The organism is Sphingomonas yunnanensis, assembly GCF_019898765.1.
Lineage (GTDB): Bacteria > Pseudomonadota > Alphaproteobacteria > Sphingomonadales > Sphingomonadaceae > Sphingomonas > Sphingomonas yunnanensis.
On record NZ_JAIOKB010000004.1, the window covers coordinates 54,605 to 77,926 of the forward strand.

The 23,322-nt window shown below is 69.9% G+C and carries 18 protein-coding genes; 8 read left to right on the top strand and 10 right to left on the bottom strand.

Annotated features, from left to right (window positions below; all coding sequences use genetic code 11):
• Positions 1-60: 60 nt before the first annotated feature.
• A complete protein-coding gene (mscL, locus tag K7957_RS12395; protein WP_223012329.1) occupies positions 61-537 on the bottom strand; it encodes a large conductance mechanosensitive channel protein MscL in 477 nt (158 codons plus the stop codon).
• 121 nt (positions 538-658) lie between these two features.
• On the opposite strand from mscL, the gene K7957_RS12400 reads away from it, so the two are divergent.
• The 3 genes from K7957_RS12400 to K7957_RS12410 all read left to right on the top strand — a co-directional run bounded on the left by K7957_RS12400 (position 659) and on the right by K7957_RS12410 (position 3,827).
• A complete protein-coding gene (locus K7957_RS12400; protein WP_223012330.1) occupies positions 659-1,198 on the top strand; it encodes an NUDIX hydrolase in 540 nt (179 codons plus the stop codon).
• 177 nt (positions 1,199-1,375) lie between these two features.
• A complete protein-coding gene (locus K7957_RS12405) occupies positions 1,376-2,449 on the top strand; it encodes a polysaccharide pyruvyl transferase family protein (RefSeq protein WP_223012331.1) in 1,074 nt (357 codons plus the stop codon).
• Positions 2,450-2,531: 82 nt separating this feature from the next.
• On the top strand, positions 2,532-3,827 hold the full coding sequence (locus K7957_RS12410; RefSeq protein WP_223012332.1) for a Coenzyme F420 hydrogenase/dehydrogenase, beta subunit C-terminal domain: 1,296 nt from the start codon (positions 2,532-2,534) through the stop codon (positions 3,825-3,827).
• Positions 3,828-3,844: 17 nt separating this feature from the next.
• On the opposite strand, the gene K7957_RS12415 is transcribed toward K7957_RS12410, so the two are convergent.
• The 6 genes from K7957_RS12415 to K7957_RS12440 all read right to left on the bottom strand — a co-directional run bounded on the left by K7957_RS12415 (position 3,845) and on the right by K7957_RS12440 (position 12,581).
• Positions 3,845-4,984 carry an acetyltransferase domain-containing protein gene (locus tag K7957_RS12415; protein WP_223012333.1) on the bottom strand — a complete coding sequence of 380 codons (1,140 nt, stop codon included), beginning with the start codon at positions 4,982-4,984 and terminating at the stop codon, positions 3,845-3,847.
• Between the two features lie 69 nt (positions 4,985-5,053).
• A complete protein-coding gene (locus K7957_RS12420; protein WP_223012334.1) occupies positions 5,054-6,388 on the bottom strand; it encodes an MFS transporter in 1,335 nt (444 codons plus the stop codon).
• Positions 6,388-8,157 carry an alpha-amylase family glycosyl hydrolase gene (locus tag K7957_RS12425; RefSeq protein ID WP_223012335.1) on the bottom strand — a complete coding sequence of 590 codons (1,770 nt, stop codon included), beginning with the start codon at positions 8,155-8,157 and terminating at the stop codon, positions 6,388-6,390. Before K7957_RS12425 ends, K7957_RS12420 begins: the two co-directional genes overlap by 1 nt.
• A gap of 56 nt (positions 8,158-8,213) precedes the next feature.
• A complete protein-coding gene (locus K7957_RS12430) occupies positions 8,214-10,694 on the bottom strand; it encodes a TonB-dependent receptor domain-containing protein (RefSeq protein WP_223012336.1) in 2,481 nt (826 codons plus the stop codon).
• A 168-nt stretch (positions 10,695-10,862) separates the two neighbouring features.
• Positions 10,863-11,858, bottom strand: coding sequence for a LacI family DNA-binding transcriptional regulator (locus K7957_RS12435; RefSeq protein WP_246617055.1), 996 nt, complete (start codon positions 11,856-11,858; stop codon positions 10,863-10,865).
• Positions 11,859-11,945: 87 nt separating this feature from the next.
• On the bottom strand, positions 11,946-12,581 hold the full coding sequence (locus tag K7957_RS12440; protein ID WP_223012338.1) for a TetR/AcrR family transcriptional regulator: 636 nt from the start codon (positions 12,579-12,581) through the stop codon (positions 11,946-11,948).
• Between the two features lie 81 nt (positions 12,582-12,662).
• Here K7957_RS12440 and K7957_RS12445 point away from each other — a divergent pair, with 81 nt between their 5' ends.
• From K7957_RS12445 to K7957_RS20670, 5 genes are all read left to right on the top strand, one after another.
• A complete protein-coding gene (locus tag K7957_RS12445) occupies positions 12,663-13,910 on the top strand; it encodes an efflux RND transporter periplasmic adaptor subunit (RefSeq protein ID WP_246617056.1) in 1,248 nt (415 codons plus the stop codon).
• A gap of 6 nt (positions 13,911-13,916) precedes the next feature.
• Positions 13,917-17,126, top strand: a complete 3,210-nt coding sequence (locus K7957_RS12450) for an efflux RND transporter permease subunit (protein WP_223012339.1) — start codon at positions 13,917-13,919, stop codon at positions 17,124-17,126.
• A gap of 1 nt (position 17,127) precedes the next feature.
• Complete coding sequence (locus tag K7957_RS12455) at positions 17,128-18,660, top strand: efflux transporter outer membrane subunit (RefSeq protein ID WP_343228399.1); 1,533 nt, start codon at positions 17,128-17,130, stop codon at positions 18,658-18,660.
• Between the two features lie 70 nt (positions 18,661-18,730).
• A complete protein-coding gene (locus K7957_RS12460) occupies positions 18,731-18,985 on the top strand; it encodes a hypothetical protein (RefSeq protein WP_223012340.1) in 255 nt (84 codons plus the stop codon).
• 108 nt (positions 18,986-19,093) lie between these two features.
• On the top strand, positions 19,094-20,206 hold the full coding sequence (locus K7957_RS20670; protein WP_223012341.1) for an ABC transporter ATP-binding protein: 1,113 nt from the start codon (positions 19,094-19,096) through the stop codon (positions 20,204-20,206).
• On the opposite strand, the gene K7957_RS12470 is transcribed toward K7957_RS20670, so the two are convergent.
• The 3 genes from K7957_RS12470 to K7957_RS12480 are packed head-to-tail and all read right to left on the bottom strand — an operon-like array spanning position 20,180 to position 23,180.
• On the bottom strand, positions 20,180-21,031 hold the full coding sequence (locus K7957_RS12470) for a carbohydrate ABC transporter permease (protein WP_343228400.1): 852 nt from the start codon (positions 21,029-21,031) through the stop codon (positions 20,180-20,182). The genes K7957_RS20670 and K7957_RS12470 overlap by 27 nt on opposite strands.
• A complete protein-coding gene (locus K7957_RS12475) occupies positions 21,028-21,909 on the bottom strand; it encodes a carbohydrate ABC transporter permease (RefSeq protein ID WP_223012342.1) in 882 nt (293 codons plus the stop codon). Before K7957_RS12475 ends, K7957_RS12470 begins: the two co-directional genes overlap by 4 nt.
• A complete protein-coding gene (locus K7957_RS12480; RefSeq protein WP_223012343.1) occupies positions 21,906-23,180 on the bottom strand; it encodes an extracellular solute-binding protein in 1,275 nt (424 codons plus the stop codon). The genes K7957_RS12475 and K7957_RS12480 overlap by 4 nt, the downstream gene beginning before the upstream one ends.
• Positions 23,181-23,322 lie beyond the last annotated feature (142 nt).

A 23,322-nucleotide genomic window follows, 5' to 3' on the forward strand; every position in this document is an offset into this window, starting at 1 on the left:
GAATTTGAGCCACACCGCGGCGCTCTCCCGGTGAGGGGAGAGCGCCCGGCTCACGCCGGCTCAGACGAGCGGAGGAGGAGTGCGGGTGCTTGTGCCCGCGCGCAGCTCGTCACGGATCTCGCGCAGCAGCGCGACCTCGGCCGCCTCGGCGGCGGGCTCGGCGGTGCCATCCTTCTTCTCGCGCTCGGCCGCGGCGATCACGCGGTTGACGCTGCGCATCAGCAGGAAGACGATGAAGGCCAGGATGACGAAGTTGATCACGACCGTGATGAACTCGCCGTATCCGAACAGGGGTACCCCCGCCGCCTTGAGCTGGGCATAGCTCGACAGCGAGCCGGTGTAGTTCGCGGGTACCGTTCCCAGCTTCACGAAGTAGCTCGAGAAGTCGAACCCGCCGAAGATCGCGCCGACGATCGGCATGATGATGTCGTCGGTCAGCGACTTGGTGATGGTGGCGAAGGCACCGCCGATGATCACGCCGACCGCCAGGTCGAGCACATTGCCTCGAGCGATGAACGCCCTGAAATCCTTCAACATGTTCGTCTCCCTGCCGCTCTCGTTGCGGGCAGATCCAGGTTAAGCCCGGATTGTCGCTTCGCCAACCCGCCCCGCTGACCTAGAGAGGCGCCTCCCGACGCCAGCACTTAGCGAGACCCCCATGAGCAAGCCGCATCGTGACGCCGACGCCCCCGCCGAAACCGCCTGGGCCGGCCGCTACATCGAGGTCAAGACGCAGGGGCAGTGGGAGTATGTCGCGCGCCGCAACGGTATCCAGGCCGCGGTGATCGCCGCGATCGACGACGCCGATCGGGTCGTGCTGGTCGAACAATATCGCGTGCCGCTCGGCCGCCGCTGCCTCGAACTTCCCGCCGGACTGATCGGCGACGAGACCGCGGGCGAGGCGGTGGCGGCCGGCGCCGCGCGCGAACTGGAGGAGGAGACCGGTTATCGCGCGGGGCGGATCGAAGAGCTCGGCTTCTTCTACTCGTCGCCCGGGATGAACAGCGAGGGCTTCACGCTGGTGCGCGCGCACCAGCTGGAGAAGGTCGGACCGGGGGGCGGCGAGGCCGACGAGGACATCGAGGTGCATCTGGTCCCACGCGCCGAGCTGGCGCGCTTCGTGCTGGCGAAGCGCACCCAGGGCGTCGCGATGGACGTCAAGATGCTGTTGCTGCTGGCGGACGGGCTGTTGGGGTAAATCCTCCCCAGCACGGGTAGGGGGATCGCCGGGCGCAAGGCCGGTGGTGGAAGGGGCTGTCCGCGAGTGCTCCGCCTGCGGGGAGCCCCTTCCACCAGCCTGCGGCTCGTCCCTCTCCCCGCGAGCGGGGACGAGTTGTGAGCGGAACCCACCGACCTGAAAGCGATTATCTCCGCAATGACTGCCACACCGCGCAAGGTCGGTATCCTGACCTTCCACCGCTGCATCAATTATGGCTCCTACTGGCAGGCGCGCTGCCTGACGGAGGGATTGCGTTCGCTCGGCCATGACGCGCGGCTGCTCGATCATCACAGCGATCAGGTCGCGCGCGCCGAGTGGCGCTGCTCGTTCCAGCCGACCTTGCCCGAGCGTACCCGCCGCGCCGACCTGCCCGCCTACAAGGTCAAGGGGCGCAAGTTCGTCGCGGCCTTCGATCGCCTGCCGCAGTCGCCGCGCTTCCCGCTGCATCGGCCGGACACCAGCGGCTATGACGCGATCGTCGTCGGCAGTGACGAGGTGTGGAACTTCCGTCACCCCTGGTACGGCGGCGCACCGATCTTCTTCGGCGAGGGGCTGAGTGCGCCGCGGCTGGTCTCCTATGCCGCCAGCTTCGGCAACCATGACGCCGCCGACGGCATCTCGGACGATTGGGCCGCCAAGCTGCGCCGCTTCACCGCGGTATCGGTGCGCGACGCCAACTCGCGCGCACTCGTGCAGACCGCGCTGGGCGCGACCCCGCCGCTGGTGCTCGATCCCGTGCTCCAGTTCGGCGATCGCGTCCACGCAGCCGCTCCGCCGACAGGCAAGGGCGGCTATGCCTTGGTCTATGGCCACGGCTTTCCGGAGTGGCTCCAGCGCCAGATGCGCGAATGGAGCCGGCGCAGCGGGGTTCGACTGGTCAGCATCGGCTATCGCAACGACTGGGCCGACGAGCAGGACATCGCCGCCGGCCCCGAGGAGTTCGCGCAACGCGCGGCGAACGCCAGCGCGCTGGTGACCAACTTCTTCCACGGCTGCGTCTTCGCGCTCAACAATCGGACGCCGTTCGTCACCGCGCCGTCGCCCTATCGCTTCAACAAGGTGCGCGACCTCGCCGCGGCGCTCGACGCGCGCCGGCACATCGTCTCGCCCGAGCTGGAGAGCGCCGACTACGACGCGCTGCTCGGCGCGCCGCCCGCTTCCGCGGTCTACGAGCGTATCGACGACCTGCGCGCCGAGTCGCTCGCTTATCTGCGCCACGCGCTTGGCTGAGCCGCTCTCGCCACGCGACGTGGTGCGTTCGGGGCTGTGTATCGGCTGCGGCGGGTGCGCGGCGGACTCCCCCGTCGGCGGGATGGCATGGGATCGCTACGGCACGTGGAAGCCCGATGGCGCCTTCGCTGCCGCGCCGAGCGAGGAGTTCGCGCAGCGCTGCCCCTTCTCGCCCGACGCGCGCGACGAGGACATGATCGCCGCTGAGCGCTTCCCCACCGCGCCTCGCGCGACACCCCTGCTCGGCCGCCATGAATCGACCTGGGTCGGCCATGTCGCCGAGGGGGCATGGCGCGAGTCGGGCAGTTCGGGCGGCATGGTGAGCTGGGTCGCCGCCGAGCTACTGCGCACCGGCGCGATCGACGCGGTCGCGCATGTCGCCCCGGTCGCGGCGCCGCAGGAGGACGGGCGATACTTCGCCTATCGCCTGTCGCGCGACGCGGGATCGTTGCTGACGGGCGCCAAGTCACGTTATTTTCCGGTCGAGCTCTCCGCGGTGCTGCGAGAGATCCGCGCCACGCCGGGGCGCTACGCGATCGTCGCGGTGCCGTGCTTCGCCAAGATGATCCAGCTGGAGCGGGCGCGCGACCCGGTGCTGCGCGAGCGCGTGCCGCACGTGCTCGGGCTGTTCTGTGGGCATCAGAAGAGCGCGCGGTTGGTCGACAGCTTCGCCTGGCAGCTGGATACGCCGTTGGCGCGCGTGCGCGCGGTCGACTATCGCATCAAGGACGCCGGGCGACCGGCGAACTGGTATCGCGCGCACCTGACGCTCGACGATGGCAGCGCGCGCGCCGAGGACTGGTGGCATCTCGCCGACGGTGACTGGGGTGCGGGGTTTTTCCAGAATAGCGCGTGTGACATGTGCGACGACGTTGTCGCCGAGACCACCGATGTCGCCTTCGGTGATGCCTGGGTCGAGCCCTACTCGTCCGACGGCCGCGGCACCAACGTGGTGGTGGCGCGTACGCCGCTGATCGACGGGCTCATCCGCGCCGCGGCGGCCGAAGGGCGGCTCGCGCTGGAGGAGGTCGACGCGGCCTTCGTTGAGGCCACGCAGGCGGCCGGGTTCCGCCACCGCCGCGAGGGGCTGGCCTACCGGCTGACGTGGCGGCGCTGGCGCGGCGGCGTGGCCAAGCGCAAGCGCGTCGCGCCCGCCGCCCGCGCGCTGCCGCTGCGCCGCCGCCTGGTGTATCGCACGCGCGGCGGCATCGCGCGCTGGAGCCACCGGCTGGCGTGGCTGTCGGCGCGGACCGGGGCTCCCGGGCTCTACCTGCGGTGGGCGCGGCCGGTGCTGTCCTTCTATCGCGCGCTCGCCTGGTCACACGGTCGTCTCGGCGGCTGGATCGATCGGGTGCTGCCCGACGCACGGCGCCAGTAGCTTCGGGCGCTACGGCGTCAGAAGAACCGCAGCCAGCGGCTGGCGCTACGCCGCTTCACGCCGGCGAACCAGCGCGTCGCCCACCAGAGAGGCGGCGCCACCACGGCGGCGAGCAGCCAGACGTGGCCGATCGTCGGCAGCTCGCGCCCGCCCGCGGCGACCGCCAACAGGTGCAGGGCGTAGAGGTGGAGCAGGTAGAAGAACATCGGCGCGCTTCCCAGCACCGTCAGCCAGCGCGGCGCGCGCTGCTCGAGGCCGGCGAGCAGCAGCGCGCCCAGGCCCAGGGTCGCGAGAAGGAAGCCGAGCGAGGGCGGGTATTTGGTCAGGTTGAGGAAGGACAGCAGCGTTGGTAGCGGCGACGTGCCCGCCTGCCACGGCACTGGGTCACCGTAGCGATTGATCGCGCGCAGCAGCACGAAGCCCAGCAGCAGGAGCGCGCCCGTCGCCGACAGGGCGCGTCGCCGCGACGCCGGGGATGCCTGGAACCACGGGCCGACCGCGTAGCCGAGCGCGATCACCCCGATCCACGGCAGCACCGGATAGGAGGTCCGCGCGGTCACTCCGCCGCCCAGTGCGATCAGGTCGCGCTGGTGGAGGATCGCCCACAGAGGATGCAGCGGATGGTCGGCGGCGAGCCGCACCGGATCGAGCAGGTTATGCCCTGCAACCAGCACGACCGCCGCCGCGACCACCGCCGCGCGCGGCAGCCAGAGCAGTCCCGCCAGCGCGATCATCGACCAGCCGATCGCCCAGATCACCTGCAGGTAGATCATCGTCGGGGAGAGGGAGAAGCTCCAGGCGAAGCCGACCAGGGTCAGCTCGAGCAGCAGCAGGAACAGCCCGCGCTCGATCAGGAAGCGCGCGGCCGCCGCGCGCGGTCTCGCCGCGCCGTAGAGCCACGCCGAGATGCCGGCGAGCGCGACGAAGACGGGCGCGCACAGGTGCGCAGCGAGCCGCGCGGCGACGAGGCCGGGCGTCGCGGCGCGCAGGTCCATCGGGTCGCTGACCGGCGCGCTGAGGAAGAAATACTCGCGCGTGTGATCCGCCAGCATCAGCAGCATGGCCAGCCCGCGCAGGGCATCAATCGAGTCGAGCCGACGGTTCGCCGCCGCACGTGATGTATCCTGTGGCGGGGGAGAGGCGGTCAGCTGGAGCATGACATCGCCAATGATATATTATCACGTGGGGCGCAACGCCTGGATCGGCGCCTAGCGGTGACCGCGTCGCTACACCGCGGTGCGGCGTTCGCGTCCCACCATCACCGTCGCCACCGCGCCGAGCAGCATCAGCGTACCGGCGAGCAGCAGCACCGCGCGGGCGTCGCCGCCGAGCAGATTGTGGTAGAACAGCGGTATAGACAGGCTCTCGATCATCATCGGGATGACGATGAACATGTTGAAGATCCCCATGTAGACGCCGTTGCGCTCGGGCGGGATCATGTCGGTGAGCATCACATAGGGGTTGCCCATCATCCCGGCCCAGCCGATCCCGATCCCGACCATCGCGACGTAGAGCCACGTCTCCTGCCCGATCGCGGGGATCGCCAGCATCGCCGCGCCCGAGGCGGCGAGACAGCAGGCATGGACCCGCTTCGCGCCGTGTCGCCGCGCCAGCGGCATCAACGCGAGGGCAGCGACGAAGGCGACCGCGTTGTAGAAGGCGCCGAGCTGCCCGACGGTCAGCGTAGTGTCGCGGAACGCCTGGCTGGTCGCGTCGGCGGTGCCGTGGAGCGAGCGCGCCAGCGCGAAGGCGATGAACTGCCAGTAGGCGAACATGGCGTACCACTGGCACAGCATCGCCAGCGCGAGCTCGCGCATCGGGCGCGGCATCTCGACCAGCGCGGTGCGGAGATCGGCGAGGGCGGAGCGCAGGGTCAGCGGCTCGGCGTCGAGTCGCGCGCGTTCCTCGCATGGCAGCGGTAGCTCCGGGACCCGCCAGACCGACCAGAGGATCGTCGACAGCGACAGCACCGCGCCGATCACGAAAGCGATGCGAGTGATGTCGGGGATGCCGTTGGCGTCGACCGCGTCCTTGTTCAGCCCGAACCAGACCAACAGGCTGGGCGCGAGATAGGAGAGCGTCTGCGCCAGCCCGGTGAAGGCCGACTGCGTGAGGAAGCCGGTCGGCCGCTGGTCGGGCGCGAGCCGGTCGCCGACATAGGCGCGATACGGCTCCATCGTCACGTTATTGGCGGCGTCGAGCACCCACAACAGGCTCGCGGCCATCCACAAAGCGCGGCTGTACGGCATCGCGAACAGGCACAGGCTACACAGCACCGCGCCGACGAGAAAGTAAGGCGTGCGACGGCCGAGGCGCGAGTTGGTCCGGTCGCTCATCGCCCCGATCAGCGGCTGGACGAGCAGACCGGTGACGGGTCCGGCGAGCCACAGCAGCGGCAGCGTCGCCTCGTCGGCGCCGAGATAGCCGTAGATCGGCGCCATATTGGCCTGCTGCAGCCCGAACGAGAATTGCAGGCCGAGGAAGCCGAAGTTCATCTCGACGATTCGCGCGAGCGACAGGCGGGGGCGCGACGCGCCCGGTGCGGCCCCTGTCGTCGCCATCATCGCTCTCCCTCCAGCCAGACCATGCCCCAGCCCGGCGCAGTGTCGGAGAATGTGCCGGTCAACCGATCGCGGCCGGCCGAGGCGAGAGCGACGGGCGCCGCGCCGAAGTTGAGGAACACGCGGTCCCTCCCGCATCGCACGCCGAGCAGCGCCGGAACGCTCGTCTCGATCAGCGCCGGTGCTCCCGCGCCGCCACTCGCCACCCGCGCCGCGCGGAGCGAACACAGATCGCCGCTGATCCGCTGCGCCGCCGCGCCGTCGACGGCGTCCCAGTCCATCTCGGGCCGGTGCAGCCAGCGACCCTCGTGGGCGCGTTCCAGGTCGCCGCGATAGGCATAATCGTTGAGCAGCCCGAGCTCGTCACCCATGTAGGTCGTCGCCAGCCCGCCGCTCGCGATCGCCAGCGCATTGAGGAGCGCGATGCGCCGGTAAGCCGCCTCACGCTCCTCGTCGTCGCGCGCCGCCTCGAGCCCGGCGAACGAGGCCATCGTGCCGTTGCTGCCGTGGAGCACCGCGCCATCGGTCTGGAACGGCGCACCGCGGCCCCAGCCGCCGTCCGCGCCCTCGAGAAAGTGCGCCGCCGCGGCGAGCCGCCGCTCGGGCGCGGGATCGATCGCGCGCAGGTCGCCCAGCACGGAGCCCCAGCCAATGTCGTCGTGGCAGCGCGCGTAGCTCAGCCAGTTGGCGCCGCGCGGCAGCCCGCCGCTCGCGCCGATGATCGCCGCCGGCAGCGCCGCCGACTGCTCCGCGAGGCCGACCCAGCCCGCCACCATCAGCGAGTTGTTGTAGACGAGGTGGCACTCCGGCTCGAATCCCTCGCCCTCGTCCAGTCCGAAATAGGGCGGCACGAACGCCGTGGGCACGATCGCCTCCGCCTTGAGCAGGGTCGCGGGCGCGGCGATGTCGAGCGCGGCGCGCAGCGCGCGGACGATGTAGTGAGTCTCGGGCAGGTTGCGGCAGTCGCTGCCCGGCTGCTTCCACAGGAAGGCGATGCTATCGAGCCGGAACGCCTCGAACCCCTTGTTGGCGAGCCGCAGCGCGACGTCCAACATCGCCAGGAAGACCTGCGGGTTGCGCCAGTTCAGGTCCCATTGGAAGGGGTAGAAGGTGGTCCAGACCTGGCCGCCCATCTCCGGCACGAGCGTGAAGTTGCCCGGCGCGGTGGCGGGAAAGACCTGCGGCAGCTCAAGGTCGCGTGCCGCGGCCTCGGCGGCGTCGACGGTGATGTAGAAGTCGCGGTAGAAGGGATCTCCGGCCTTTGCCGCTTTGGCCCAGAGATGGTCGTCGGCGGTGTGGTTGAGCGCGAGATCGACGCACAGGCTGATCCGCGCCTCGCGCAGCCGCTCGGTGAGCGCCCCGACCTCGTCGATCGTGCCGAGCCGCGGCTCGACCGCGAGATAGTCCGAGACCGCGAAGCCCCCGTCGCTGTCGCCTTCGCGCGCCTTGAGCAGCGCGAGGAGGTGGAGGTAGCGCACGCCGAGCGCCTCGAGATGGTCGACCCGCCCGGCCAGACCCGCCACCGTGCCGGCGTAGCGGTCGACGTAGGTGGAATAGCCCAGCATGTCGGGGCGGACGAACCAATCGGGATCGGCCAGCCGCGCCGCGTCGAGCTCGCGCAGCGCCTCGGGCCGCTCGGCGTGGCGCTCGCGCAGCAGCGTCTCGGTCGCGGCCCATAGCGCGTCGGTGTCACCCTGCGCGCCGTAGAGCCGGTCGAGCTGCCGCCGCAGCCGCGGTGCGATCGCGGCGAGCCGCTCCTCCATCGTCATCCTCCCAGTCACATCGCGCACCATAGACGCGCCGGGTGCCGCCGCCACGCCGCGCGTCAGAAATCGAAGCGGACCGAGGCGGCGATGGTGCGCCCGTTGATCGAGCGCGCGCGCACCAGCCCGTTGGCGGGGATGCTCGCGTCCTCGGCCTCGGTGATGCCCTTTACGTCGAAGATGTTGTTGGCGTTGAGGTTGAAGCTGACGTTCTCGGCCGCGCGCACCAGCAGGAAGCCGTTGACCTGGGTGTAGGCGGGCATCTTCAGGTCGTTGATCGGCTGGGTGTAGCTCGAGGTGGTGCCGATCACGTTGGCGCCGAAGCTCACCCGACCGAAGTCGAGCTGCGGCGTCGCCTGGTAGACGAACGCGGCCTGGCGCTGCGGGCGGTTGCCGTCGAGCGTCGCGTCGGTGGCGTCGCGCTTGATCTTGGCGTCCGTATAGGTCCCCGCCGCGGTCAGCGAGAAGGGGCCCGCGCGGAAGCGGCCCTCCAGCTCGACGCCGGTCGCCTCATAGTCGCGGCTGGTGAACTGCTGCTGCGACAGCAGGTAGTTGGTCTCCTGCGTGCGCGCGTTGAACACGGTGGCGTAGAGCGCCAGCGGTCCGGTCGAGAACTTCAGCCCGCCCTCCGCCTGCTTGACGAAGTCATACGGCTTGGCGCCCGCGACCAGCCCGCCGGTAGTGGTGTCGATCTGCGGGCCGAACAGCAGCCGGTCGGCGTTGACGCGGCCGCCGCGGCTGTAGCGCGCGAACGCCGCGAGCGTGTCGCTCAGCCGATAGTTGATGCCGGCCGAGTAGGAGAGGTAGCGGTAGGTATAGTCGACCGGCGTGCGGTTGGCGGGGATGAACGCCACCGCCTGCTCGGCCGCTGAGAGGAAGCCGTCGCCGTCGATGTCCTGCGCGCGCGTCGTGGTGGCGCCGGGCAGGTCGCCCGCGATGCTGCCCTTCGCGCTGCCGAAATCGTAGCGCAGCGAGCCGTCGACGTTGAGCCGGCCGAGCTCGAAGCCGAGCTGCGCGAACGGCGCGTTGGTGGTGTAGCGCATGTCGTAGCTGCGGCGGCAGCAATTGCCGAAGAAGGACGACGAGTAGAGCGTGCCCCCCGCGGTACGCGCCACGCCGCTCGAGTCACGCACGTCGACCAGCACCGATCGGCCGTCGCCCTGCACGGTCTGGTAGAAGCTGGTCCACAGCCAGTCGGTGACGATGTCCTGGCGCGAGTTGTAGATGCCCGCCGCGAGCGTCACCGCGCCGCCCCCGAGATCGACCTTGCCGTTGACGCGCAGGTCGTTGGTGATGTTGTTGAGGCTCTTCAGGTCGACGTCGAACAGCACCACGCTGGCGAGCAGGCCGTTGCCGCCGAGCGTCGACGGGCTGGCGATACGCTGACCGGAGAGCGGCCCGCTCGCGTAGTAGAGCTGCGCGTTAGGTCCGGCGAGCGCGTTGGCCGCGGTCTGCGCGTCCCCCACCGCGGCGGGGAAGGGAGAGACGAAGTCGCCCGAGATGTCCGAGTAGCGGAACCTCTCGGTCACGTTCCAGCCGTCCGCGATCTCGAACTGGCCCTCGAAGCCGACCGACTTGACGTCGGGGTGCATGCCGTCGCCGATGTTGCGGCGCACGGGATCGTTGTCGCCGTCCAGCGTCAGCACCGAGCCGATGTAGCGGCTGTGCAGCGTGTCCTGGTTGATCGAGAAGCCGGGCACGTTGCTGTAGCTCGGGTCGCCACCGCTGCCGCTCACGCGCACCGGGTTGGGAAGATAGGCGATGCTGCGGTCGTCGAGATACTTGCCGTACAGGCGGATGTAGCCGCCGTCGAACTCGCGCGTGATGTTCGCCTTGATCTGGCCGCCGCGCATCGCGTCATAGCCGACGTCGCGCGGACCGTCGCCGAGGCGGTAGAAGCCGCTCAGCTCGTAGCGCGTGTTGGCGTCGATCCGGCCGCCATAGGCGAAGTCGGCGCGATACTCGCGATAGTCGATGCCGGACGACAGCTGGAATGAGCCACCCTCCTGCTCGCCCGTCTTCGAGATGAAGTTGATGATGCCGCCGGGCGAGTTGCTGGCGAAGGTGGAGGCGGAGCCGCCGCGCACCGACTCGATGCGCGCGAGCGACAGGTCGTTGCGGATGAAGATGTCGGCGTTGCCGAAAATGATGTCGCCGAACTCGAGGACGGGCAGGCCGTCTTCCTGGAGCTGGAGGAACTTGGAGCCGCCCGAGGCGACCGGCAGGCCGCGCACGGCGATATTGGCGTTGCCCTCGCCGCCCGACGCCTCGACGCGCACACCGGGCAGGTTGCGCAGGATCTCGGCGGTGTTGCGCGGCGGGATCTTGCTGGTGAGGTCGGCGTCGAGCGAGCTGACCGACACCGAGGTGTCGAGCCGGTTACGCCCCTGCGCGACGCCGGTGACGACGATGTCCTCGGCGGGCGCCGGTGTGTCGCTAGTCTGGTCCGCCGTCCCGGTAGCGGGGGCGGTTGTCTGCGCCTGGGCAGCAGTGGCGAGCAACAGCGCCGGTATCCCGGCGAGCAGGCGGTAACGCGCGATCATGATATCCTCCCCAGCGGGCCTGTCGGTCGTCTCTGCGACCCGATGGCGAGCTAATGCACGTTATCGCAATCGATTGCAACAAATTTTGCAATCGATTGCGGCAGCAGGTTGGGGGCTTGTTCTCCAGGGTTCACGTTGTGGACGAGGCGTTCACCCCGCGGTATTGGCTCAGGTCGAGGCGCGCACCACCAGCTCGGGCGCGATCACCGCGTGCTCCGCCGGTTCCCCCGCGACGCGCGCGAGCAGCCGCTCCACCATCAGCGCCGCGCCGCGGGCGAGGTCCTGGCGAATGGTCGTCAGCGGCGGTGAGGTGTGCGCGGCGAGCGTGACGTCGTCGTAGCCGATGACCGCCACCTCGCGCGGCACGTCCAGTCCGGCCTCGCTCACGGCACGCAGCACGCTCATCGCGGCGACGTCCGAGGCGGCGAAGATCGCGTCCGGCAAGGTGCCGACCGCGAGTCGGGTCCGCATCGCGGCGTGGACGCGATCCGGGTCCATCGCGGTGGCGAGCACCTCGGCGCGCACCCCGGCCGCGCGCGCGGCCGCGGCGAAGCCGGCGAAGCGATCGCCGAATTCGGGTGGGGCGGGGTCGCCGACGAAGAGCAGCCGGCGGCGACCGCGCTCGAGCAGATGCTCCGCCGCCAGCCGCCCGCCAGCGACATTGTCCGAGCCGATCGCGAGATGACGCTGCCCGTCGCGGTGGACGCCCCAGGCGACGAGCGGCCCGTAGCGCGACGCGACCCGTTCGATCGTCTCATATTGGTCGGACTGGCCGACGAGTAGCAGCCCGTCGACCCGCCCGGCGTCGACCAGCCGATCGAGCCAGTCGCCGTTCTCCGGCAGCACGCGCGACAGCAGCACGTCATAGCCGCGATCGACCAGCAGGTCAGCGATGTAGCCGAGCAGCGAGAGGAAGAAGGGGTCGGTCAGATGCTGCGTGCGCGCGTGTCCCAGCGGCATCGCCAGGCCGATCGCGCCGGTGCTGCGCAGCCGCAGGTTGCGCGCGAGTTGGTTGGGCCGGACGTCGTGCTCGCGCGCCAGCGCCTGGATCCGCGCCTGCGTCGCCTTGCTCACCGACGGGTGACCCGACAGCGCGCGCGACACCGTGGCGGTCGACACGCCCGCGAGCGCCGCTATGTCCGCGAGCTTCGTCGGCTTCGACAACAAACGCAAACCCCCCTGAAATTGCTCGGACATTTAGCCGCGAGGGCGGCATGGCCGCAACCGCCTCGGGGTCGTAGTCGGCGGCGATCAGTCCTGCGCGGCGAGACGGTCGATCTCGCGGTCGACGAAGTCCATCAGCAGCGCCATGACCGCGGCCGGCGTCTCCTGCTTCTTCACCACGCGGCGCTGGAAGATTCCCGCCGAGACGACGAGGATCGACTCGGCGAGGCAGCGCAGCGGCTCGGCCGCGCTAGGTTGCGGCACGATCGCGCTCAGCGCCTGGATCAGCCGCTCGCGTAGCCGCTCGTCGACCGAGCGGAAGATCGCGGCGAGGCGCGGGTTACGGGTGGTCTCCGCGATGATCTCGGAGACGAGCCGCTCGTCCGGCATGTCGGCGCAGGTGATGAAGCGTTCGACCCAGGCGCGCACCGCGGCACGATCGACCACGCAGGCGCCGGGGCAGAGCTCGTCACCGCCGAGGAACTCGGCGAGGTCCTGCTCCGCCAGCTCGGCGACGATCGCCTCCTTGTTGGCGAAGTCGCGGTAGATCTGCCCGACCAGCACGCCCGAGCGTTCCGAGATACGCGCCATGCCGGTGGCGTGGAAACCGTTCTCGGCGAAAAGTTCCCGCGCGGCCTGAACGATCTTGGCGCGGCGCGCGTTGGCCTTGGCACTGCGATCGCGCGGCTCCTGCACCGCATCGCCCTCTGAAATCATGTTCATACTCGTCTTGACGATCCACCTTCTTCGCAGTAGCAGCATAAGTGAGTGAGCGATCACTCACACACATTCGACGAGAAGTCCATGGCAAAACAGGGGTTGGCGCTCGCGGCGCTGGTGATGGTTCCGCTCGCTGCGTGCAGCGGCGGCGGGAATGAGCAGGGTGCTGCCAAGGGCGGCGCGCAGCAGCAGGGACAGGCGGCCCCGCCGCAGGTCGGCGTGGTCACGGTGCAGCCCGAGTCGGTCACGCTGACCAATGTGCTGCCTGGGCGTACCAGCGCCTACGAGACCTCCGAGGTGCGCCCGCAGGTCAACGGCCTCGTCACCGCGCGGCTGTTCACTGAAGGCGATTCGGTCAAGAAGGGCCAGGCGCTCTACCGCGTCGATCCGCAGCCCTATCAGGCGCAGGTGGCGAACGCCCGCGCCGCACTGGCACGCGCGCGTGCCGCGATCGCGTCGAGTGCCGCCTTGCAGCGGCGCTACGGCGAGCTCGTCAAGATCAACGCCATCGCCCGTCAGGATTTCGAGAACGCGGTGACCTCCGCCGAGCAGGCGCGCGCCGATGTCGCCGCGCAGCAGGCGGCGCTGCGAACCGCCCAGATCGATCTCGCGCGCACCACGATCCGCGCGCCCATCTCGGGGCGGATCGGGCGCTCGATCGTCACCACCGGCGCGCTCGTCAGCTCGGGGCAGACCACCGCGCTGACCACGATCCAGCGGCTCGACCCGATCTACGTCGACGTCAGCCAGTCGAGCGGTGACCTGCTGCGGTTGCGCCAGCAGATCGCCGCGGGCGCGCTGTCGCGCGGCGGCGGCGCCGCGCGCGTTCAGCTGCGGCTCGAGGACGGCTCGGTCTATCCGATCCAGGGCAAGCTCCAGTTCGCGGACGTCAGCGTCGATCCCAACACCGGCACGCAGACGATACGCGCGCTTTTCCCCAACCCGCGTGGGCTGCTGCTCCCGGGCATGTACGTCCGCGCCGAGCTGGTCGAGGGTACGCAGGCCAACGCGCTGCTGGTGCCGCAGCGCGCGGTGACGCGCGACGAGAAGGGCAACCCGAGCGTGCTGGTCGTCGGTCCCGACGGCAAGCTCCAGCCGCGCGCGCTGACCGCGCCGCGCACGATCGGCGAGAACTGGCTGGTCACCGCCGGGCTCAAGCCGGGCGACAAGGTGGTGGTGGAGGGCGCGATGATGCTGCGCCCGGGCATGCCGGTGAAGGCCGTGCCGTACAATCCGAACGCGGCCCAGGCTGCCCCAGGGCAGGGCGCGCCGGGCCAGCAGGGTGGCGGGCAGGGCGCGTCGCAGCAGGGCCAGCCGGCCCAGGGAAAGTAACGCCGCATGTCGCGCTTCTTCATCGACCGGCCCATCTTCGCGTGGGTCATCGCCTTGGCGCTGATGCTGGCGGGGATCATCGCGATCCGCAGCCTGCCGATCGCGCAATTTCCCGAGATCGCGCCCCCCGCGGTCGCGATCACCGCCAATTACCCGGGTGCCGACGCCGAGACGCTCGAGCGCACCACCACCCAGATCGTCGAGCAGCAACTGCGCGGCATCGACAACCTGCGCTATTTCTCCTCTTCCTCCTCCTCGGCGGGCGTGGTCACGATCACGCTGACCTTCGAGCAGGGCACCGACCCCGACATCGCGCAGGTGCAGGTCCAGAACAAGTTGCAGGCGGCGACCCCGCTGCTGCCGCAGGAGGTCCAGCGCCAGGGCATCCAGGTGACCAAGTCGGCGGCGAGCTTCCTCGCGGTCGTCGGCCTCGTCTCCACCGACGGGTCGCACAGCAACAACGACCTCGCCGACATGGTCGTCTCCAAGTTCCAAGACCCTGTCAGCCGCATCAACGGCGTCGGCGAGCTCCAGGTGTTCGGCTCGCAATATGCGATGCGCATCTGGCTCGACCCGCTCAAGCTCAACAATTACGCGCTGACCGTGGCCGACGTGACGTCGGCGGTGCAGGCGCAGAACGCACAGGTCTCCGCCGGCCAGATCGGCGCGCAGCCCGCGCCCAAGGAGCAGATGCTCAACGCGACCGTCTCGGTGCAGTCGCGATTGCAGACCCCCGAGCAGTTCGGCACCATCCGGCTGAAGACCGGCACCGACGGCTCGGTGGTGCGGCTGCGCGACGTCGCCAGGGTCGAGATCGGCGCCGAGAATTACGGCTTCGACGTGCAGTATAACGGCAAGCCGGCGTCGGGCTTCGGCGTCCGGCTGGCGGCGGGGGCGAACGCGCTCGACACGGTCGACCTGCTCAAGGCGCGAGTGGCCGAGATCGGCAAGACGCTGCCTGCCGACGTCAAGGTGATCTATCCCTACGACATCACGCCGTTCGTGCGGCTGTCGGTGGAGCAGGTGATCCACACGCTGATCGAGGCGGTGGTGCTCGTCTTCCTCGTCATGTTCCTGTTCCTGCAGAACTGGCGCGCGACGCTGATCCCGACCATCGCGGTGCCGGTGGTGCTGCTCGGCACCTTCGCGGTGATGGCGCTGGCGGGCTTCACGATCAACACGCTGACGCTGTTCGGCATGGTGCTGGCGATCGGCCTTCTGGTCGACGACGCGATCGTCGTGGTCGAGAACGTCGAGCGCCTGATCGTCACCGAGCATCTCAGCCCCAAGGAAGCCGCGCGCAAGTCGATGGACGAGATCAGCAGCGCGCTGGTCGGCATCGGCATGGTGCTCTCGGCGGTGTTCCTGCCGATGGCCTTCTTCGGCGGCTCGACCGGCGTGATCTATCGCCAGTTCTCGATCACGATCGTCTCGGCGATGGTGCTCTCCGTGCTGGTCGCGCTGATCCTGACGCCGGCGCTCTGCGCGACGATCCTGAAGCCGCACGATCCGGACAAGCAGGAGGGCAACGGCCCGCTCGCGCGCTTCTTCCGCTGGTTCAACCGCAACTTCGACCGCGCCCAGCATCGCTACGAGGGTGGTGTGAAGAGCACCGCGCGCCACTGGAAGCGCTCGCTGCTGGTCTATCTGCTGATCGTCGCCGGCATGGCGCTCGTCTTCATTCGGCTGCCCTCGGGCTTCCTGCCCGACGAGGATCAGGGCTTCGTGCTCGCGCTGGTGCAGGGCCCGGCGGGCGCGAGCACCGCGCGCACCGAGAAGGGGCTGGCGCTGACCCGCGATCACTTCCTCAAGCAGGAAGGCAAGAACGTCCAGGGCGTCTTCACGATCAACGGCTTCAGCTTCGCCGGCCAGGGCCAGAACACCGGCCTCGTCTTCGTCAACCTCAAGCCGTGGGAGGATCGCTCGGGCGGCGACAATCGCGCCCAGGCGATCGTCGGGCGCGCGATGGGCTCGTTCTCGCAATATAAGGACGGCCTGATCTTCGCGCTGATCCCGCCCGCGGTGCAGGAGCTCGGCAACGCCACCGGCTTCGACGTGCAGCTGGTCGATACCGGCGGCGTCGGGCACGAGAAGCTGACGCAGATCCGCAACATGATGCTCGGCATGGCATCGCAGGACCCGCGGCTCGCCCAGGTGCGCCCGCTGAGCCTGGAGGACGCCCCGCAGCTCAAGGTGAAGATCGACGAGGACAAGGCGCGCGCGCTTGGGCTCGACCTCGCCGACGTCAACAGCACCATCGCGACCGCGTGGGGAGGCGGCTATATCAACGACTTCATCGACCGCGGTCGCGTGAAGCGCGTGTACGTCCAGAATGACGGGCCGTACCGCATGGCGCCCGAGGATGTCGGCGAGCTGTATGTCCGCGGCGCGAACGGGCAGATGGCGCCGTTCACCGCCTTCTCGACGCTGGAATGGGCTAACGCGCCCGTCTCGCTGACCCGCTACAACGGGCAGCCGGCGATGCAGCTGCAGGGCTCGCCCGGGCCGGGGCAGAGTACCGGCGCCGCCATGGAGGCGTTGCAGGAGATCCACGCCAAGCTGCCCCCGGGCACGACGCTGGAATGGACCGGCCTCTCCTATGAGGAGCGGCTGTCGGGCGGGCAGGCGCCGGCGCTGTACGGCCTGTCGCTGCTGATCGTCTTCCTCTGCCTCGCCGCGCTGTACGAGAGCTGGTCGGTGCCGATCTCGGTGCTGCTGGTGGTGCCGCTCGGCATCATCGGCGCGGTGCTCGCGGCGTGGCTGACCGGGCTGAACAAGGACATCTACCTCCAGGTCGGCCTGATCACCACGATCGGCGTGTCCGCCAAGAACGCGATCCTGATCGTCGAGTTCGCGGAGGAGCGCATGGCGGAGGGGATGAACTCCTTCGACGCGGCGGTGGAGGCGGCCAAGCTGCGCCTCCGCCCGATCCTGATGACCAGCCTTGCCTTCGTCTTCGGCGTGATGCCGCTGGCGGTGTCGACCGGCGCGGGCGCGGGCGGCCAGAACGCGATCGGTCGAGCGGTGGTGGGCGGCATGCTGTCCGCGACGGTGCTGGCGATCTTCTTCGTGCCGATGTTCTTCGTCGTCGTGCTGCGGCTGTTCGGGCATAGCGGTCACGCCGCGACGCCCGACCGGATCGACGGCGCCGACCCCCGGGCGGACGACGCCTCCCCCGACCATCATCCCGGGGCGCCGCGCCCCGAGGGAGCCTGACGTGACCCGTTCCGCGATCCTCGCCGCGCTGGCGCTGTCCACCGCGCTCGCCGGCTGCAATCTGGCGCCCAAGTACGAGCGCCCCGGCGGCGCCGTCCCCGCCGCGCTGCCGCAGGGCGGGGTCTATCCCGCCGCGGCGAGCGACGCCGCCGACGTCAGCCAGATCGGCTGGCGCGACTTCTTCCTCGATCCCCGCCTGCGCGGTGTGATCGAGACCGGGCTCGCGAACAACCGCGACCTGCGCGTCGCGGCGGCCAACGTGCTCCAGGCGCGGGCGCAGTATCGCGTCCAACGCGCCGACCTGGTGCCGAGCACCACGATCTCGGGATCGGGCACGTTCACCAACAACATCTTCGGCGCCGCTGGGGCGGCGGCAGGAGCGGGCACCGGCACCGGCACCGGCACCGGCACCGGCACTGGAACGGGTACTGGAACCGGCACCGGCACCGGCACGGGTGGCAGTACCGGCGTAGGTACTGGCGGTGCTGTCGGCAGCACCTCGTCGAACGTTGAGTTCTTCTCGGTCAACGCCGGCTTCTCCGCGTTCGAGCTCGACCTGTTCGGGCGCGTGCGCAATCTCAACCGCGCCGCGCTCGAGCAGTATTTCGCCTCCGAGGAGGCCCAGCGCTCCACCCGCATCAGCCTGATCGCCGAGATCGCGACGGCATGGCTGACGCTCGCCTCCGACCAGGAGCAACTGCGGCTGAGCCGCGAGACGCTCAAGACCTTCGAGGAGACCGTGCGGCTCACCAGCGCGCAGTTCCGCATCGGCGTCGCCTCCGAGCTGGAGGCGCGGCAGGCCGAGACCAACTACCAGGCCGCGCGCAACGACATCGCGGTGCTCACCACGCGCGTGGCGCAGGATCAGAACGCGCTCAACCTGCTGGTCGGTACCACCGTGCTCGCCGAGCAGCTGCCGACCGCGCTCGACGACACGCCGCTGACACGCGACGCATTGCCCGGGGACGTCTCGTCCGAGGTGCTGCTGCGCCGCCCCGACGTGCTCCAGGCCGAGCACCAGCTGATCGCGCAGAACGCCAATATCGGGGCGGCGCGCGCAGCCTTCTTCCCACGCATCTCGCTGACCGCGACGATCGGGACGATCTCGTCCGCGCTGTCCGGCCTCTTCGGCGGGGGCAGCTTCACCTACACCGGCTCGCCCTCGGTCGGGCTGCCGCTGTTCGATGGCGGGCGCAACGCGGGCAACCTCGACTATGCCAAGGCATCGCAGCAGGCCGCGGTCGCGACCTACGAGCGCGCGATCCAGACCTCCTTCCGCGAGGTGGCGGACGCGCTGGCGCAACGCGGCACCATCGGCGAGCAGGTATCGGCGCAAACCGCGCGGGCCGAGGCAGCCTCGATAGCGGCGCGCCTGTCCGACGCGCGCTATCGCGCGGGCGTGGACTCGTTCCTGACCTCGCTCGACGCGCAACGTACCGCTTATTCGGCGCAGCAGCAGCTGGTGAGCACGCGGCTGAGCCGGGCGAGCAACCTGGTGGAGCTGTATCGCTCCCTGGGCGGAGGGCTGCGCTGACGCGCGAACCTCTGCTTGCTAAGGTCTAGATACAGCGTACTCTCCTCTCAAACTAGGTGAGGAGAGAGCGATGCTGTCGAACGAGCGCGCCGGTGACGAGAGCATCGTCATCCTTCAGTCGCTGCTGTGCCTGATGCGCGAGAAGAACCTGCTGTCGCGCGCCGACATCGAGACGCTGTGTGAGCGCGTCGCCGTCCGCGCGGCGCAGGCCGAGCGCGACCCGATGCCGTGCTGCGCCGAGGCGACGACCGCCGCGGCGCATGAGATGGCGCGGATCGGCAGCTACATCGGCCAGCGCTACGGTGGCAAACACAAGCGGCTGTGAGGGGAGCGTCAAAGGTCGCGGCAGTGGTCAAGTAGCGGCTCCCCGCGAGCGGGGAGGATTGAAGAAGGACCCTTGTCACCACTTCGTTAACCAGCGACAGTCGCCGCCGTGGCCAGCGTCGACATCCAGGGGCTAGCGAAGCGCTTCGGCGCCAGCGACGTGCTCCGCCCCACCGATCTCCAGATCGCCGATGGCGAGTTCGTGGTGATCGTCGGCCCTTCGGGCTGCGGCAAGTCGACCCTGCTCCGCCTCATCGCCGGGCTGGAGGAGCCGAGCGCGGGCCGCGTGCTGATTGACGGCCGCGATGTCACCGACGCGGCGCCAGCGGACCGCGAGCTGGCGATGGTGTTCCAGTCCTACGCGCTGTATCCACACCTCACCGTCTACGAGAACATCGCCTTCCCGCTGAAGGTGGCCCGGCTGGCCAAGGCCGAGGTGCGCCGCCGCGTCGAGGAAGTGGCCGAGGCGCTCGATCTGCTGCCGCTGCTCGCCCGCCGGCCCAAGGCGCTGTCGGGCGGGCAGCGCCAGCGAGTCTCGATCGCGCGCGCGATCGTGCGCCGCCCCAAGGTGCTGCTGCTCGACGAGCCTTTGTCCAACCTCGACACCGCACTGCGCGTGCGGATGCGCCACGAGTTCGCGCGGCTGCATCAGCAGCTCGGCAGCACGATGATCTACGTCACGCACGACCAGCTCGAGGCGATGACACTCGCCAACCGCATCGTCGTGATGAGTGCGGGCCGGGTCGAGCAGGTGGCGCCGCCGCTCGAGCTCTACGCCGCCCCCGCGACGCTCGAGGTGGCTGCCGCGATCGGCTCGCCGGGAATGAACCTGCTGGTGGTGACGATCGCCGCGGCCGACGACGACGGCGCGACGGTGCGGCTGGCGGACGGCGCCGCGCTGCGCATCGCGGTCGCGGTGCCGCCCGCCGCGGTGGGTACCGCCGCCACGCTCGGCGTGCGCCCCGAGAACCTCCATCCCGCCGACGACGGCGCCTTCACGGGCGCGGTCGAGCTGTTCGAGCGGCTCGGCCCGCTCTCCTTCGCGCACCTCGGCACGGTCGGCGATCACCCCGCGGTGGTGGCGCAGCTCCCCGGCGACCGCGCGGTGACCCTGGGCGAGCGGCTGCGCTTCGCGGTCGCGCCCGGGGCGGCGCATCTGTTCGACGGCGACGGTCGCGCCTATCCGCGCCCGGCCTCAGCCCTTGACGCTGCCGCCGAGTAGGCCGCTGATGTAGTAGCGTTGGAGCGGCACGAAGAGGATCAGCACCGGCAGTGTCGTCACCACCGCCGCCGCCATCATCAGCTCGCCGTCGGCGGCATGTTCGCGCGAGATCGCGGCGACCGCCACCGGCAAGGTGTACAGGTGCTGGTCCGCCAGCACGATCAGCGGCCAGAGAAAGTCGTTCCAGCTGCCCAGGAACATGAACAGCGCCAGGGTCACCGTGATCGGCGCGAGCAGCGGCAGCACGATCTGCGCGAAGATGCGCCGCTCGCTGGCGCCGTCGAGTCGCGCCGCGTCGAGCATCTCGTCGGGGATCGACAGCGCCGCCTGGCGGACGAACAGGATCGCGAAGATGCCCGCGAGCGAGGGCAGGATCACCCCCGCGTAGCTGTTCACCAGCCCGAGCTCCTTGAAGATCAGGAACAAGGGCAGCATCGCAACCTGCCCCGGCACCACCAGCGCGCCGACGAGCAGCTGGAGCAGCCGCTCGCGCCCGCGGAAGCGCAATTTGGCGAAGGCGTATCCCGCCGGCACGGTCAGCAGCAGCCCGAGCAGCGTCGAGAGCCCGGCCACCGCGAGGCTGTTCCACAAGGCGGGGACGATGCGATAATCGAACCAGGCACCGTCGATCAGCCGCCGCGCGAGCAGCTCGTGGTAATTCTCCCACGACCAGCGCGAGGGCCACAGCCGCGGCGGGAAGCGGCTCGACTCGCCGCGCGGCATGAACGAGACGAGCACCATCCACAACAGCGGCGCGGCGGTGAGCAGCGTCGCCGCCGCCACGGCGGCGTTGGTGGCGATCGCGCGCCAGCGGCGGCGGGTCACAGCCACTCGTAGCGCCGCCCGATCCGCGCCTGCACGAGGGTGAGCGCGAGAATCATGAGGAAGAGGATGAACGCCACCGCCGAGGCCTGGCCGAGGTTCCACCATTTGAACCCCTCGTCGAACATGAAGTACAGCACCGTCGTCGTGCTCTGCGCCGGCCCGCCCAGCGTCATCACATAGGGTTCGGCGAAGATCTGGAGAAAGCCAGCGACGCTCATCACCGCGGCGAGCAGCAGCGTCGGCCCGATCGCGGGCAAGGTGACGTGGCGGAAACGAGTCCAGCGCGACGCGCCGTCGAGCCGCGCCGCCTCCATCAGGTCGTGCGGCACCGCTGACAGTGCCGCGGTGAAGACGATCATGTTGTAGCCGAAGATCTTCCAGGTGACGAACAGCAGGATGGCAGGGATCGAGGCGTGCGGGTCGCCCAGCCAGTCGACCGGTGGCACGCCGACCCAGCCGAGCGCGTGGTTGAGCAGCCCGAAGCGTGTGTTGAGCAGGAAGCGCCATACCACCGCGGTCGCCACCACGCTGGTGACATAGGGCGCGAACAGCAGCACGCGCCACAGCGGCTTCCAGCGGACGCTGGCGTCGTGGAGCAGCAGCGCCGCCGCGAGCGAGGTGCCGACCGCCATCGGCACGCCGAGCAGCGCGAACAGCGCGGTGTTGCCGAGCGCGCGCCAGAACAGCGGCGTCGTGAGCAGGTCGGTGAAGTTGCCGAGCCCGACGAAGCGCAGCGCGCCCCAGTCGGCGAGCGCGTAGATCGAGTAATCGGTGACGCTCAGCGCCAGCGCGAGCACAGTCGGCAGCGCGAAGACGAACAGGATGATCGCGAGCACCGGCAGCACGAAGCCCCAGGCGGTGCGCTCCTGCCGCGTCATGCCAGCCGCGCCGTTTCGACCAGCGCGCGGCGCTTGGCGAGCAGCCGGTCGACACGGTCGTCCATCGCCACCAGCGCGGCGTCGATCCCGAGCTGGCCGCGGACCACGCGCTCGGCGATCAGCTGCACCTCGATCCGGATCCGTTCCCACTCGACGATCATCGGCTCGCGCGTGGGATCGCGCATCTGCTCGGCGAAGGCGCGTAGCGCGGGCTGGCGCAGCTGCGGCGTCTCCCAGGCGGCGGCGTTCGCGGGCAGCGTGCCGATCAGCCGCTGATAGGTCAGCTCGCTCGCCGACGAGGTGAGATGGCGGACCAGCGCCCAGGCCGCGGCGGGCCTGCGCGAGCGCGCCGAGACGCACAGGCTCGCGGCGATCCCCGATACCCGCCCCGGGCCATGCGGTCCGGGCATACGCGCGGTGCTCCACAGCGCCGGCGGGATCTCGGCGGCGCGGCGATGCAGGTCGAGCGTCAGCGTCGGACCATAGGGATAGACCGCGAAATAGCCCTGCGCGAAGGCGGCGACCGGGTCCTGCACCTCGGTCGACAGCGCCGGCGGGGCGAGTCCCTCGCGAAACAGCGAGACGTAGAAGGCCAGCGCCTCGCGGAAGCGCGGGTCGCGGAAGTTGCCGCGGGTGTCGCGCTCGCGCAGCGGACCCGCGCCGGTCTGGCCGGCGAAGGTGAAGAGCGTGTCCCACCAGTTGAGCAGCATGAGGAAGGCGAAATTGTCGGGCGCGCGCCCCTTGAGCCGCTGCCCCATGCGGCGCCACGAATCCCAGTCCTCGGGCGGCGCGGCATAGCCGGCGCGATCGAGCAGGTCGCGGCGATAATATTGCACCTGCGGGGCGACCGACCAGGGCACCGCATAGGGCTGACCGTCAGCCCCGACGACGGCGGCGACGCCGGGGAAGAGGCCGCCGAGCAGCGTCGCGTCGGTCACCGGCGCGAGCGCGCCGATCATGGCGAACTCGCCGACCCAGCCATCGGGCAGCATCAGCACGTCTGGAAGCGAGTCGCCGGCTTGGGCGGTGAGCAGTTTCTCGTGCGCCGCGGTCCAGGGCAGGGATTGTACCTCGACGCGTAGACCGGTCGCACGCGTGAAGGCGGGCATGAGCATGGGGGAATAGTCGCCCTCGTAGCTCATCGCCCAGAGGTTGACCGTATCGGACGAGTGTCGGGCTACGCAGCCACCCGTCGCGGTCAGCGAGAGCGCCGCGACTATCGAGCGCCGGGACCAGGCCGCGGCACCCGCGAGCTTCCCCCCGTCTGTCACGCCGCGTCAACGTCTTGCCCGAAAGTAGGTTGCGCCAGATTGTTAACAATTAGAAACTTTTGGGACCGCGGAGAGTTGAGGCGGGAAAGAAGAAGCCGGCGTGCAGGGGCCGGCACGGCCTGAAGGGGGATTAAGGATGCCG